The 14,327-nt window shown below is 57.1% G+C and carries 9 protein-coding genes, 2 tRNA genes and 1 pseudogene; 6 read left to right on the forward strand and 6 right to left on the reverse strand.

The features are described from left to right. Window positions 1–511, reverse strand: a pseudogene (locus tag IEX04_RS11720) (hypothetical protein); the annotation flags it as partial. A gap of 309 nt (window positions 512–820) precedes the next feature. Between IEX04_RS11720 and IEX04_RS18840 the strand changes: the two are divergent. Together IEX04_RS18840 and IEX04_RS19140 are read left to right on the forward strand one after the other, a co-directional pair. After that, on the forward strand, window positions 821–1,078 hold the full coding sequence (locus IEX04_RS18840; protein WP_229677119.1) for an iron dependent repressor, metal binding and dimerization domain protein: 258 nt from the start codon (window positions 821–823) through the stop codon (window positions 1,076–1,078). A 2,235-nt stretch (window positions 1,079–3,313) separates the two neighbouring features. Continuing rightward, a complete protein-coding gene (locus tag IEX04_RS19140; RefSeq protein WP_407646316.1) occupies window positions 3,314–3,595 on the forward strand; it encodes a DNA glycosylase AlkZ-like family protein in 282 nt (93 codons plus the stop codon). A gap of 205 nt (window positions 3,596–3,800) precedes the next feature. On the opposite strand, the gene def is transcribed toward IEX04_RS19140, so the two are convergent. From def to orn, 5 genes are all read right to left on the reverse strand, one after another. Then, window positions 3,801–4,373 (reverse strand): peptide deformylase, encoded by a 573-nt coding sequence (gene def, locus IEX04_RS11740; protein WP_188686142.1) that lies wholly within the window; start codon window positions 4,371–4,373, stop codon window positions 3,801–3,803. Window positions 4,374–4,930: 557 nt separating this feature from the next. After that, window positions 4,931–7,606, reverse strand: a complete 2,676-nt coding sequence (locus tag IEX04_RS11745) for a helix-turn-helix transcriptional regulator (RefSeq protein WP_188685882.1) — start codon at window positions 7,604–7,606, stop codon at window positions 4,931–4,933. 278 nt (window positions 7,607–7,884) lie between these two features. Continuing rightward, window positions 7,885–7,957, reverse strand: a tRNA-His gene (locus IEX04_RS11750). A gap of 182 nt (window positions 7,958–8,139) precedes the next feature. Further along, window positions 8,140–8,215, reverse strand: a tRNA-His gene (locus IEX04_RS11755). 158 nt (window positions 8,216–8,373) lie between these two features. Then, window positions 8,374–8,988: an oligoribonuclease gene (orn, locus tag IEX04_RS11760; protein WP_188685883.1), complete on the reverse strand. Its 615-nt coding sequence runs from the start codon at window positions 8,986–8,988 to the stop codon at window positions 8,374–8,376. Between the two features lie 211 nt (window positions 8,989–9,199). On the opposite strand from orn, the gene mptB (IEX04_RS11765) reads away from it, so the two are divergent. The 4 genes from mptB (IEX04_RS11765) to IEX04_RS11780 all read left to right on the forward strand — a co-directional run bounded on the left by mptB (IEX04_RS11765) (window position 9,200) and on the right by IEX04_RS11780 (window position 14,291). Next, entirely contained in the window at window positions 9,200–10,723 is a 1,524-nt protein-coding gene (gene mptB, locus IEX04_RS11765; protein WP_188685884.1) for a polyprenol phosphomannose-dependent alpha 1,6 mannosyltransferase MptB, read from the forward strand. Next, window positions 10,720–12,216: a polyprenol phosphomannose-dependent alpha 1,6 mannosyltransferase MptB gene (gene mptB / locus IEX04_RS11770; RefSeq protein ID WP_188685886.1), complete on the forward strand. Its 1,497-nt coding sequence runs from the start codon at window positions 10,720–10,722 to the stop codon at window positions 12,214–12,216. Before mptB (IEX04_RS11765) ends, mptB (IEX04_RS11770) begins: the two co-directional genes overlap by 4 nt. A gap of 84 nt (window positions 12,217–12,300) precedes the next feature. Continuing rightward, complete coding sequence (locus IEX04_RS11775; protein ID WP_194446451.1) at window positions 12,301–13,392, forward strand: VanZ family protein; 1,092 nt, start codon at window positions 12,301–12,303, stop codon at window positions 13,390–13,392. A 131-nt stretch (window positions 13,393–13,523) separates the two neighbouring features. Then, a complete protein-coding gene (locus IEX04_RS11780; RefSeq protein ID WP_188685890.1) occupies window positions 13,524–14,291 on the forward strand; it encodes a DUF2637 domain-containing protein in 768 nt (255 codons plus the stop codon). The last annotated feature ends 36 nt before the right edge of the window (window positions 14,292–14,327 follow it).

A 14,327-nucleotide genomic window follows, 5' to 3' on the forward strand; every position in this document is an offset into this window, starting at 1 on the left:
CCAAAAAACTTTGAAGAAAATCCCTCCAAAGCCTTGACGAAAAACATAGGGACACCCCCCTGGCCCACAGGGTGGGGCCCGGGATCCTGCCGTTGTAGCTCCAGCCCGGGAAGTTGACCCCGGGGGCAATCTCGAAGTCCTGGTCCACGGCGACGATGTCCCATTCGCGCAGGGTGCGCCCGTCGGGCAGGGTGCTGGTCTTGCCGCGGTCGAAGTCCCGCAGGATCGCGGTGGGGTCGATCCCAGCACGCTCCGGCGGCACGGATCCTCCCGCGAACCCGGCATGCCCGGCATGGTTGGTCATCATGCTCTGGCTCGTGTCGGGAATCGAGCTGGCAGGTTTGGAGCCTTCGCCCAACAACGGTGCCGGGTCGCCGCCCGCGGAGCCGGAGTGCTGGCCATGCCCGCCATTGGCCTGCAATGCCGAGAGAGCCGGCACCGCGGCAAGGGCTGCGGTGCCGAAGAGCATCGAGCGCCTGTTGAGAAGCTTCTCCAGGCTAAGGTTCGGCATACCGACTCCAATGGTTTCGACGTTGAAAACAAAAATGTTCGGCTAGTCTAACATTCGGAGTTCGACGGGTAACACGGAGTCATGCTTCTTACGGATTTGTCGTCCTGGATCAGGACTACCTGAAGTTCATCTGGTCCGTCACGGAATGGTCCGACGCCCCGATTAGCGTCGGGGTCCTGGCCGAGCACCCTAGAATCCGCCCGTCTACCGCCTCCGAGAACAACAAAAACGATCTACCAAGACTTGGTCGTGCACGCACCGTAGGGCAGCATCGAACTGAAGGGCGATGGCCGAAAACACGCCCTCGCAATGGTCCGCAGGCATCGGCTCCTGGAAACCTTTCAGGTGGTCAGGGTTCTTAACTACGGTTGGGGCGGGGTCCGCGATGAAGCCGAAATCCTCGAGCATGGGGTCTCGGGCAAACTGATCGCCAAGATCGACAGTCACCTGGACCGCCCCACCCGCGACCCCCACGGCGAGCCGATGCCTTCCCTCGAGGGTCAGGCGCACCGGCCGGAGGCAAGACAGCTCTCCGCCGCGGTCGCCGTCACCCGTATGCGGATCTGACCACCATTCGACTGCGTGGACACGAACAGGACATCGACCTCGGCACACCAGCCGCGGACGCGATCTGGGTCCTCGCCCCCTAGCCCGATCCCGACCGCGGTCCAACCGGCGTTATTCGATGCGAGCACGGCAGCGTTGACCCTCGAGCGTTTAGCATGCGCCTAGATAGCAACTGTTAGCTTTGTTTGGCTCTGGCGCGAATTTTGTGAATGGTTGCAGATCTTCGTTGCGTGCGCCGTTCCCATACCAAGACAAGGTGCTGGTCAAACAGATGTACCGCGTAGACGGGATAATGAGGGTGTCGGTCCGAACCCGCGCGAATTGTGCTCCCGTGCCCAGACTGCAAAGTGGTGTCGCTGCAAACAGCTCGGAGCCTCGCTGATTCCAGGGCTTATGTTCGCGCACTGCCACAAGCGAAATTGGCTTGAGGTAATCTAGGAACGCTTCCGACAAGATCGAAATAAGTGGCTCCTACGTACAGGAGTAATTTCTAGCATCCTGGAACGTTCCAAACAAAAAATTCGCGTAGCTCCTTGTAAAGGGCTAAACGAATCTTCTTGGTTGCTCTAGCATTCCGGGACTGTTCGGTGGCGACGTTTCCATATTGTATTGATGATCGATAGGACCGCACCAAGTGCTGGAACTGCGATGACCAGGAACACGAAAACCATCTTTGCTCCTACTGAAAATCGAGGACTGCCTAGAACGAGTGCTGTTACCAACAAGGTCGGATACAGCGCAGAGAATCCGCAAGGCAAAGCTTGCGTTTTCCATGGAAGAACGGGCTTAACGTTCATGTAGTTTTCCTCCTACGAATGAGCAGTTCCCGCGTCAGAAGCTCCTTCCTGTAGCTGCAACCATAGCTCGCATGAACCCAATCCCGCCGAAACGGTGGAAGTTGCCTGCGCTATAGAAGGGATGTTAAAGCCGCCACAGCAACGCCCCACCGGTAAAAATCCTCATCCACTCGCCTGTCCGCTTTTAAAACAGTCCGCTTTTAAAACATGGGCTGCCTCAGTGCCGTAGACGCGAGCGACCTCAACCTGTTACATGATGCCTCGGATCTCTCCGACTCAAGCCTCTCCCAGAAGCTCACACGACTGGCAGATGCAGGTTTCGATGCGATCGAGAAACACCAATCCCGGATAGGCTCAAAGGGAAGATTATTTAGTGTGAGCTGGACAGCGGGACCTAGATCGGTTGAAAACTCCATTGGTGGGTGGATTGGAAGCCGAAGGGCACAAGTTCGCACCGATGGAGTTTGCTGCGTTAGTGCATGAAGAATCTTCGGTGTTAAGTGCCAAGCTGCAGAAAAAGCTACGCGAGGACGATGAACTACGTTATTGATATCGTGCTCAAATCGCAAGGATCAGCACAGGAAGACCCCGCGATTTTGGACAAATGCGTATACATCGATGACGTTGAGAGTGTGCAAGCTTCTTGCGAGGAGTTCAAGGCTGGAAGCTATGGCCGGTAGAAAGAAGGGCGTGAAGCATTCGAGCGCGGCGCAGATGCTCTAGTTGTCGCTCAATGCCAGCCCGCCCGTGAGGCATTTGTGGTCCATGCCCTTCCGCAGCGCGCGAAGATGCCGGCTAATAGTTAGCAAGTTAAATCCGAATCTATGTTCTACTAACATTCGTCTCTGTGACCTCCGCTGGTGGTAAAAGGCAAGACCGGAGCGCAGGCACCTGCTCTCGATGTGAATGGAAAGCCACCTGCTGCTGGAACCGGCAGGATCTCTGTGAGCGGGCTGTGGACATATGCTTGCCATCTAATCCCAAGATTTCCTTGCTTGGCGTTTCGTGCTCGTTCAGCGCGTCGGAGCGGGTGTCGCAAGACGGGAGGTGGACGCCTGCTTTGATTCTGGGCAAATACGCGTTCATGGACCATGCGCGGCACACTGCACACCGCCTTGTCGCAGGACGTGCGCTGGCGGATGGCACCGACCAAAGGGCTCACCCTGCAAAAAGCCGTACCCCGCTGGCGAGAATTTCAGATCAATACCGCAAACCATCGACCCGGCAACATCCCGGATCCATGACTACCTGCAGGCTCAGAGGAGTGCCAGCCGCAAAACGTTGTTCGCCGAACATAATGGCCGTGGCATCGAGACAAGCAACCGGAGCGGAATCCATTTGCTCATGGTCCGGGCGCAGGAAGCACTGATTGGCTTGGGACCGCTTCCCAAGGGAACGGACAAAGTCGCCCAAGACTCCGTGCCTATTGCTTGATCAGTTGGTCCGCACCCGCAATAGGCCACAGTATCCAACGCAAGAACTTCTGGTGCGTCACCTGACCTCGCACTTTCCGGCAACCTTTCGCGATGCTCCCTGGTATAGCGGGCAAACGGTGACCACCATCAGGCACATGGCAGCAGGCATCGGCACTGCTCTCGTGAGTACCGGTATTGATTGCAGGGGCGAGGACTTGTGGGTTGTGGCCGATTCTGCAGTGGAACGGCAAATTGCCGCAGACGAGCGGACTGTATTACCGCAACGCCTGATGGAGGAGCCTTAACGCGTATTACCTGCCTCACGCCGATTGGTCCACGGTAGCTACGAAGGAGGGTGGCAGATCTCACCGGGCAAAATGGCACGTTCCTGCCATTTTGGCTAGCTGGTGGTCAGGCCCGGCGTCCATAGAACGCAAAAGCAGCGCCGACCGATGCCCTCGGTGCGACGCTGCATCAGCGTAATCTAGCATTTTGAAGCGGTGAGCGGACCTAATGTCCGAAGGGATCCTCATCGGTACCCGGCAGCCAGGTAATACCGGGAACGCCCCAACCTAATGACTTCTTCGCCTTCAGCCAGCGCTTATCCCACCGGGGTACCAGCTTGTCCACGTACAGCAAACCGTCCAGGTGATCGAACTCGTGCTGCAAGATTCGAGCGAACCAGCCGGTCGCTTCGAATGAGACCGGCTTGCCAAACTCATCGAAGCCTTCCACCTTGGCGTACTCAGCACGCTTGAGCGGGAAGTTCAGGCCCGGTACGGACAGGCAGCCCTCGGCCTCTTCATCGGGGTCCGGCGTCGCCTGTGAGACCTTAGAGAGCGTGAGTACCGGGTTGATGAGCACCCCGCGCTCTGGAGCCGTATCTTGATCAGCGTAGATGTAGGTAAAGATGCGCAGTCCGACACCGATTTGCGGTGCCGCTAGTCCGACACCGTGGGCCGCATCCATGGTGGCATGCATATCAGCGACAAGTTGACGCAACTGGTCATCAAATTCGGTGACCTCAGCTGCGCGTCGGTGCAGCACTGGTTCTCCATATACGGTGATTTGCCGAATGGGCACGTGATAGGTCCTTTCCCAAGGTGCTAAGAAGTCTTCTCCAATAGTTTCACGGCTGATCTTATTTGTGCCACTGCAACAGTCCATCAAAAGCTCGCGGGCCACTGTATGCGCCGCGAGGCTGATGGTGTAAACACCAACGGATAGCTCGCTGGCCCACGGGTTTTCCGCGGATTCACTGGCAGTCAATACTCTCTGCAGGCGACGAGACAGTAATCGCGGGGGCAGGAACACGTGACCAGTGACTCAGCATTAAACTTGCGAATACTCCGCATGGACCGGGAGCACAATATGGCTTTCGGCCGATATTCGAATCCATCTTCGAATAATCTTGAGCGGACCTGCTCGACGCTCTTGGAGTCTTTTAAATGTGGAAGGCCAACGACCCCATGTCGTCAGCCTTCCGGTGAGCTTCCTAGGCGCTCATCCTGATGCGAGTGACTAAAAAGCGTTTCCCCAAAGGTCGAATTGTGAATCCCCCAAGATTCCCCATACATGCCTCGACCCTGTGAGGTTTAGTCTAGAGTGGCGTGGGCCCTATTTTTAGCAAAAGACCGGGACTAAGTATGCCTTTGCCAAGATACAGGTACCGAACCGGAAGTCTCGTCGAGAATTTCGTCGGTAATCGGCGTTGCATCGCTGACCGGAAGCAATTGGCGGCGATCGGTGATGCCCAGCTTCGTGTAGGAACGCTGCAAGTGTCCTTCGACCGTCCGAGGCGAGAGGAATAGCTCCTCTGCGATCTCCTGGTTGCTCGCGCCACGGGCTGCTAATACGCAGGTAGCGTACTCCCGCACGGTTAGCAGTGAGCGGACGATGCGCCCACGACCCAGCGACGGTGTGTTGACCTCTGCTAGCGGGCTAGCCAGTTCCGCAGAGAGAGCCACCAGCCGCGTCGCGAGCTTCCGCTGGCCCAAGTCTCTGGCCCGGACCGCGGCGCGATGGGCGACTTCACCTGCATAAAGCAGCCGGCCGGCCGAAACATGAGCTTCGGCTAGCAAGCGTACGTCTGCTTCGGTGGGCGAATCCATGACCCGCGCATACTCGGCGAACGTTTGCGCCATAGGCCCCTGAACCTGCGCGGCAGTTTCACTGAGCTGTGTCGCATCCTCTACGAGGTGCAGTCTCCAGGCGTCATGGAGCAATTGCATCCGTAGCAGCTTGCGGCCGAATTTATCGGCGAGGGCCAAGCATTGTGCCAAGTGTTCCTGCGCTGCCGCACGGCCTTCAAGCTCCAAGATCACGGGCAGCAGGTAACGCTGGGCCATGGGCCGCATGATCTGCCCCGCTACCTTGGGTGCGGCGCATGCCATGGCGTAGTAGCGACCCGCCTTTGCTGAATCGCCAACCATCACCGCACCGGCTGCGGCAAAGGACGCAGTGAAGCCCGCGACCAGGTATGGGTCGGACACCGAAATCAAAGCCAGGGCCTGCTCCAACGCATCCAGTGCGCGGAGCCCCAGCCCCTGTTCCAAGAACTCGACGCCCCAGCCTGACAAATAGTTCGCCGGATTCAATGCAACGCTCGTGAAGTCTATGGCGGCCAGTGTCTCGGTGAATTCCGGCCCACCGCCTCCGACGCTGGTCATCACCGCCAAGATGGCATAAACCAATTCGGACTGGACGGCAGGGGAGGACTTCTTCCAGAAATCCCCTTTAATCAATCCGGACAGCTCCTGGAGCGAGTCCACCGGTCTGCCGGCGTAGCAATCCTCGATGAGCACATGTGCCAGGCAAGCGGCGCGCAGTTCGGGGGTGATGCTTGAATCCGCCGCATACTCGCGTAGCTTCACGGAATCCATCGCCTGCTGTGCCCTGCTGAGCAGGAGCAATCGGTAGGCCCGGATCTCGGCCGGATTCTCCGGCCAGGAATCAATGATCTCCGTGGCCAAGTCGATGCGGCCCAATCCCGCAAAGGCAATATTGGCCGCAACACCACGCACTTTCGCACTGCCGGTACCGAACAAGGGCTTGAGCACCGCCAACGCTGCCTCCGCCTTGCCCAGCTCGTAAAGGGCGTCAGCCCGAAGTACCAGGATCTTCTCCAGCTTGCGCTCATCCGTGTATGACGAGTGCTCGATCGAATCGGTCAAGGCAACGACCTGCGCAAAATGCCTGGCCTCGGCCGATCCCACCACATCTTCGAATAGCTCGTCCGCTGAAACATCAAGCCCCAGCTGCACCCGATGCCCGGTGAACCATGCACGAGCCTGGGAAGTCAGCTGCTCGCGAGGGAACGCCTTGTCGGCGCGCTGGAGGTAGCCACGCAACTTGGTTTGCGTCAACGTGCTCAAGACCGTCTGCGGAGCCAGCCCGGAACTCAGTGCGACTGCCAATTCGCGCTCGCCGGTCGCGTCATCTTCGGATAGGACGACCAGCTCGACAAGCCTTGAATCCAGCACTTCGGGCAGTGCATCGCCGAGTAGCCGCTTGGCGAGCGGATAATGCAAGCGGCCCGTAACCGCCAGCAATTCGATGGCCTCGCGGATTTCGTGTGGCTGTTCATGCAGTCGGGAGGTGATGAGATCCGAAATCCTGGGTCCCTGAGGGATCCACCGCCGATCCAGGGTCCAATAGGATCTCTGCAGGGTCAGTGCATTCGCAGTTTGGGCATCCAAAGTCAGCTCGCGCAAATGCAAAGCGTTCCCGCCCGAGAATTCCAGGAGAGCTTCGACGGTGCTGGTATTCACCTGGCCGCCGAGCACGCCATTGAGCGTGGCCTCGGCATCTTCATAGGACAGCGCGGAAAGTTCCACGCGCTGGGTCTGCGGGCCGGCACGCAGATCCCGCAAGGACTTGGGGAGCCGGTGAACCGCGGTGGTTGCCATCACTAGGAGGATATTCCGTGTCAGGGATAGCTGTGCCAGCACGGCGGCGCTTTGCTCGTCGGTGTATTCTGCTTGGTCTAGGAATATGCACAGGGGTTGCTTTGAGGTGTACTGGAATAGCTCCGAAAGCATCACACCCGGGGTGAAGTTTGCGTTGCTCGTGGGTAACTGTGCGCAGAGGGCAGTCAGCATCGCGAAGGGAACACCCTGGATCGCCTTGGCAGCAGTGAGCCAATAGACGTTTCCGTCTGCCTCGGCGAGGAGCTGATGTGCGAAGGTCGTGCGTCCGCTCCCGTGTTGCCCAATGACAAATACCGCGGCCCTCTGGGCAGCCGCCGCACGTGCACTTTCGTAAGCACCTTGAAGCGATGGAAGCACCGCCGGTAGCGGGCTGAGCGGACCAGTCATAGGCTCAAGTTAGTACCGTCCAAGCCTGACGGTCAAGTAACCTATCTCAAAAGACAGGTAGCAGTGCGGGTAGGCGGCAGACGCTTGACTCGCCTATCCTACGCGTGCGCCTGATTCGGCGGTGCAAGGGAGGACTATAACCGGCTCCGGCTATGGTCCTGCGTCAGATATCCCCGTCTCTTTCACGAGAACGAAAATCGAGATCAGCAGTTCGCCAAGTTAAGAAAAAAATCAGCCTGATCCAAGTATTTCGTTTTGGATCAGGCTGATTGCCTTTGGGTGAGTAACGGGGCTTGAACCCGCGACCTTCTGGACCACAACCAGACGCTCTACCAACTGAGCTATACCCACCATAATTACTTTGCGACTAGTCGGAAGCTACAAGCTTCGGAACTCGTTTCAAGCAACGAGAAATACTATACATGTATCTGGGGTGAAACTAATAATCGGGGTGTCATCTAGCTAGAGCCATTTTTAAGGAAAACAAAAAACGGTCTGATCCACAACTTTCGTTTTGGATCAGACCGTTTGTCTGGGGTGAGTAACGGGGCTTGAACCCGCGACCTTCTGGACCACAACCAGACGCTCTACCAACTGAGCTATACCCACCATGTTCACTTCGACACTAGTCATTCCGCTTTTGCGAGCTGATTTCGTATCTGGCAACGAGAAATACTATACACATATCGAGGGGGTGAGTGCCAACTTGAAAGCCCCCTAAATCGCTGTGTTGTGCATCACCTGCGATTTAGGGGGCTGACTAGTGCTTACTTTTCCCCGATGGCGCTTACCTGAGCGGCGATTTTGCGTGCCTGATCGCTAGTTGGTCCGGGGGAGGGCACCATGATGGCCGCCCGGTAGTAGCGAAGCTCGTCAATTGAATCCTGGATATCACCTAACGCACGGTGGTTGCCGGTCTTGGCGGGAGCCGCGTAGTGCGCTTTGGTGAACCAGCGTCGGCTCAGTTCCTTCAGGGTGGAGACGTCGATGATGCGGTAATGCAGGTGGTTAATGATTTCTGGCATGTCGCGAGCCAGGAAGTTCTTATCGGTGCCTACGGAGTTTCCTCCAAGCAGGGCCTTGTTGGGCTCTGGGACGTGCTTACGGATGTAGTCCATGACCAGGCGTTGGGCCTGTTCCATTTGCATTCCGCCGTCGAGTTCCACCAGCAAGCCGGAGACCTGATGCATATTGCGAACGAAGTCATCCATCTGTGCCAGAGCCGCATCATCAGGCTTGATGACCACCTGGATGCCCTCGTCAATGATGTTCAAGTCCGAATCGGTAATCAGTACCGCTACCTCGATCAACGCATCATTGACCAGGTCTAAACCGGTCATTTCGCAGTCGATCCATACTATTTTCTCTGAGTTACTAGCCACGGAACCAATCTACCCTCTGAATTGCTAGTGAGGCAGCGCACGGCATGAAAGCAACAGGGATCTCGGTGTCACACCGGTAAGCGGATCGCAGGCGATGCTAAAATCATGGGAGATTTCATGACGTTGAACGATGAGCCTACTGCTGGCTAACCGGATGCAACGTCAATCTTTTTAAACGATCTTTTTGTCCAATCCAGCACGAGGTGTCCCGGTGTCCGCTAGTAAGGCAGAAGTTCTGGCTCCCCAGCCATACGCTGGTGTTAATAAGACATTGCTTAGCGGAATAATCGGCTCCTCGATGATCCTCTTCGGCTCCTTCGGCACGGGTTGGCTGGCCAGCGTTTCACCGCTGAACCGCGATCCTTTTTTCATCATGGTGCGCACCGAGGCCACCGGCGTCACGATTTGCGTGATCCTCTTGGCGCTTGGTTGCTGGTTGCTTTTTCGTGCATGGTGGCGCCTGGGGCAGAAGCTAAAGACCTGGGACGAAGGCTCGCTCAAGATTGTGCAGCGCGCGGTGATGCTCTGGAGCATTCCAATGCTCATCGCACTTCCCATCATGAGCCGAGACGTTTTTGCTTACATTGGACAAGGCCGCCTGGTTGATGCCGGGCAAGATCCTTATGTCGACGGCATTTCAAGTCTGAATAACTGGTTCCAGCTAGGCGCCGACACCATGTGGGCCCAAGATGGAACGCCCTATGGTCCGCTGTTCCTGACCATTGAATACATCGTGGTCAACATCGTTGGCGGGTCTACCGATGCGGCTGTTCTGGCCTTCCGTGCCATCGCGGTCATCGGTGTCCTGCTATGCCTGCGATATGTGCCCAAGCTGGCTGAACTGCATTCGGTTTCCGGCGCCAAAGCGACTTGGATGACCGTGGCAAACCCGCTCTTCCTAGTGAATTTTGTGGCTAGTGCGCATAATGACGCGCTGATGACTGGCCTATCGGTGTGGGCCGTGTATCTGGCGTGCAAACGACACGGCTTCTGGGCGATTGTGGTGCTCGCTGCCTCGATCGGCGTCAAACCCATAACCCTGGTATTGCTGCCGTTTATCGGTTTGCTCTGGGCCGGGCCGGAAGCCAAATGGCCGCGCCGATTCCTCTATTGGTTCTACTCCGGATCCATATTCCTGGTTCTGATGACCCTCGTGGGCTGGCTCAACGGCTACTGGTTTGGCTGGCTGAGCGTGTTGCTGAACTACACCGGAACTGGTGTTTCCATTGTCGCGCCGCTGGGAATGCTCACCATCGCGTTGCAAGGTATTTTCGGGTCATTCGGCATGGAAACCGACTGGATACTGTCGGTCATAAAAACTGGTGGCCGGCTGCTCGGTGTGGGGCTTGCCATCGTGCTGATGTTCCGCGGGAAGTACTCGCATCTGGTCCAACGCATGGGTATCGCGTATGCGGCAATTGTGGTGCTGTCACCGGTAATCCAGCCGTGGTATCTGCTGTGGTTGCTGCCTTTCTTCGCGGCGACCGGATTGCGCGATGACTGGCAGATGCTCTGGCTGCACCTGACCACAATATTCTTCCTGGCCTACCAAGCAGCGGATCAAATTTTCGTCTGGCAGTTCCTCCAAGAAGACCTGGTCCCACGGGTGCAATTGATCTCTTGGGGAATTTCGATCCTCTGTGCGCTATTCCTGGTCTTCTTGGATCCCAAGACTAAAAAAATATGTCCCGAGCTGCTGAGCTCCACAAACTGGCTGAAAAAGAAAGCCAAGTGAGTTTGCTGGTGCACAAACTAATGCGACGAGGCGTCTCGCTGAAAGCTCTGGGATGGCAAGGCTTTGCCGCTTCGGTGTTGATCACCGTGGCTTCTTGGGGCATCGGCTGGTTTCCGCGCAGTCAGCTCTCTCCGTTGGCCCGAAGCGGATTTTTTGTCGAATTCCGCACCGAAGCATGGGGAGTTATCAGCTGTATCATCTTGATGGCCGCCGGTCTGGCCTGGCTAACCAGAGCTTGGATTCTTGCTCGTCCGCTGGTTGATACGGCAGAACTGATCAGTACGCGGCAATTAGCGCAGCTATTCGTTAAGTGGTCTGCACCGTTGATGTTTTCCTTCCCGATTCTCAGTCGGGATGTTTACTCGTATCTGGCCCAGGGCCGGATGCTTCACGCCGATAAGTCTCCCTATCATGAGGGTATTTCGGCACTGCCAGGTTGGTTCGAAGGTGGTTCGGACGGGCTCTGGGCCCAATCACCTTCTCCTTATGGCCCATTCTTCTTGGTGCTGTCACGTATTATTTATTTTGTCTCCAACGGGGTGCCCGAAATTGGAGTAGGGCTCTTGCGCATTACCGCGTTACTCGGGGTCATCGGATGTTTTCATTTCACCGCCAAGCTGGCGAAAAAAATGGGACAAAATCCAAACTGGGCTAACTGGGCCATTGTGGGAAATCCACTATTCTTATTGACCATGATCGGCGGCGCTCACAACGATGCGTTGATGATTGCCGGAGTGTTCAGTGCTTTCGCGCTGGCTTATGACCGTCGTCCCCTCGCAGCCACGTTGGCTTTAGCTATCGCGGTGTCTGTGAAACCGATTGTGCTCTTGGTGCTGCCATTTATAGGGTTGATCCTATTAGGCCGCGATACGTCATTGCGTGCTAAATGCATGGTTTGGCTCAAAGTGCTCTGCTATTGCCTGATTTGGCTAACGATCATCGGAGCGGTGACTAACCTCTGGTTTGGATGGTTGCCGGCAATGTTTACCGCCGGGGACGCAGCCTTCCCCTACGCTCCTGTGGGTTTGACTGGTTGGTTGCTTGGCCTGCTGGTGGGAGTGCTGGGCGGCTCAGCAAGCCAGACACAGAGCATCGTGGTGTTCATTTTTCAGCTTGTTTCAGTGGCAATCGTGGCATGGCTTGCCTTGGCTAAAGACATTTCCCGGCCAGTGCGCCTGGCCGCGTGGGCACTGTCTGCGGTGATCTTGCTCGCACCGATCATCCAGCCTTGGTACATCTTGTGGATGATTGCGCTCTTCGCCATCTCGCATCGTGTCTCATGGTCCTCCGAGAAGCTGATGATCTATTTGGCCAGTTTGATTCTAGTGGTGGTCTTCGTGGATCAACTCTCGATTGAGCAATGGCACATCGTGTGGCTGATGCGGGTATTTGCGGCGGTACTGGCGGTTGGTTTATTTGCCGTCCTCTTCCGCTTCGACCCGAAGACCCGCACTGTCCTCAGTGGAGACACAGGGCCAGCTTCCATTCAGTAACCATCCAGCCAACGATGACTGACCTCACACCGGACGTCACAGGTTGCGTGTATTTTTCTCGGCTTAGATAGAAATATGCAAACGATGTTTTGGCCCGCGACGATCGCCATGCTTGGTGGTGTCCTCTTCTTAGGCGCAGCCGGTATTTTCCTGCTCGCCATCCAGTATCACCGTCATGGGCGGTTATCTTGGCGACGCACGTTGACCACCGGTGCCGCAGTGATCTACGGCTTTGGCCTCTTCAGCTACACGATGCTGCCCCTGCCCGAAACACGTGACGCATTTTGCCGCCCCGGGGTAGCTGTTCCGCAGCTGCAACCGCTGAACTTCCTCAATGACTTTGCGCTCTCATATGAACTGGGAATGCGCCACTTTCTGACCAGCTTTACGCTGTGGCAGGTCCTTTTTAATGTGATCTTGTTCATGCCGCTCGGTATCCTGGCGGTCCGCTGGCTGCGCGGGAACGTATTTCTGGGCACGCTCATTGGACTCACTGCCAGTCTGGCAATTGAGCTGACTCAGTACACCGGGATCTGGGGCCTGTATACCTGTGCCTACCGGGTTGCCGATGTTGACGATCTGCTGCTGAACACCTTCGGCGCGCTGCTTGGATCCATGGTGGCCTACCTGCCGATCTTTGCGTGGCTGACCGGGCCACGAGAACAAAGTGCTATGAAGTCCGGACCGCGCAAGGTGACCAGGCTTCGCCGCTTCATGGCCAACGGTTTTGATATCGCCTTTGTCCTCGGCCTGGTGATGCTCACCACTTTCGTGCTGGAGATCGCCGAAAAACTTGGAGCCCCGCAGGCCTCCTACAACCTGACGCAGCGGTGGATTCCCACGATCTCGGTGCTGCTGGTCTTCTTGCTTCCAACCCTGATGCCAGGCCGCGCGAGCCTAGGGCAGCGCTGTGCCTGGATTCGAGTGGCCGGACATGGCACGCGTCCAGCACCTGCATGGCAGGCAGTGGCGCGCAGCATTCTGGGTCTCGGCGGAATCTCTTTCGCTTTCCAAATTGCCGACAGCATCTGGGCTGCAAGCCCCTGGGCCTGGCTCAGTGCACTGGTACTTGGCTACCTGCTGCTGAGCTCGATTTTCCTCTTATGCGATCCGGCCGGCCGCGGAATAGCCGGCAGGCTCACCGGCACCAGATTCGTTGATCGGCGAATTCACTAATCGTTCACCACCAAGCTGTCAGCTGATGGGGCTAAAATAGTCCAGGTGGCCGGTACTCGATGCAACTGGCAACCACATTCGCTTAAAAGACGTTCCGTTTCATCTCTCCAAAGTTAGGCCTGCCCCGCAGCATGGATACTCAGCAAGAAATTCCGCACGAACCGCACCGCGCCGTCCTCGGCACCGCCGTCGGAGCCACGGTCCTGATCGCGATTGGTGCATTCGTCCTATCCTTCGCGGCGCTGACCGACTTGGCTGAACGCTCCGGCATCCAGTCGAATCTGGCCTGGATCTGGCCAATCATCATCGACGGCATGATTGTCGCAGCCACCGTTGCCATCGTTGCGCTGAACGGTTTTAACCGTAAAGCCATGATCTACCCGTGGTCCTTGCTGTTCTTCGGCGCTATCGTGTCGACCGCAGCGAACTCCACCCATGCGATCCTGACCGTGGATTCCATCGTTAATGGTGTGCCACCGCTGGTATCGGCCCTCGTTGCGGCCATGCCGCCTATCGTGCTGCTGGCCATTACCCACCTGACCGTGCATATGTACCAGAAGAAGTCCGAAGCTGCGAAGCTCCGCGCGGCCTTCGAATATGACGAAGAGCAGATCAATGCTGAGAAGTACGGCGTCGCCTACGATGACGGTTACAACTCCGCACTTTCTGATGCACAGCAGGCAGAAGCCGAGCGCACGGCCCAGCTGGAGCAGGAGCACCAGGACGCTATCGCCCAGGCCCGTGCCGAGGCCATCGCCCAGTCGCGTTCGGAAAAGGTCACCCCGCTGAAACAGGCGCCGGCTCCGGCAGCCGCTAAGCAAGCTGCCGCTGCCAAGCCGGCTGGCGAAGACAAGGCCCCGTTGTACGAGGATATGGCCAAGCGCCTGACCCGCCCATAGCTAGGGCACGCACCGTTTCGACCACCCGCGGCATTT

The organism is Glutamicibacter ardleyensis, from assembly GCF_014644555.1.
In the GTDB taxonomy this organism is placed as follows: Bacteria; Actinomycetota; Actinomycetes; order Actinomycetales; family Micrococcaceae; genus Glutamicibacter; species Glutamicibacter bergerei.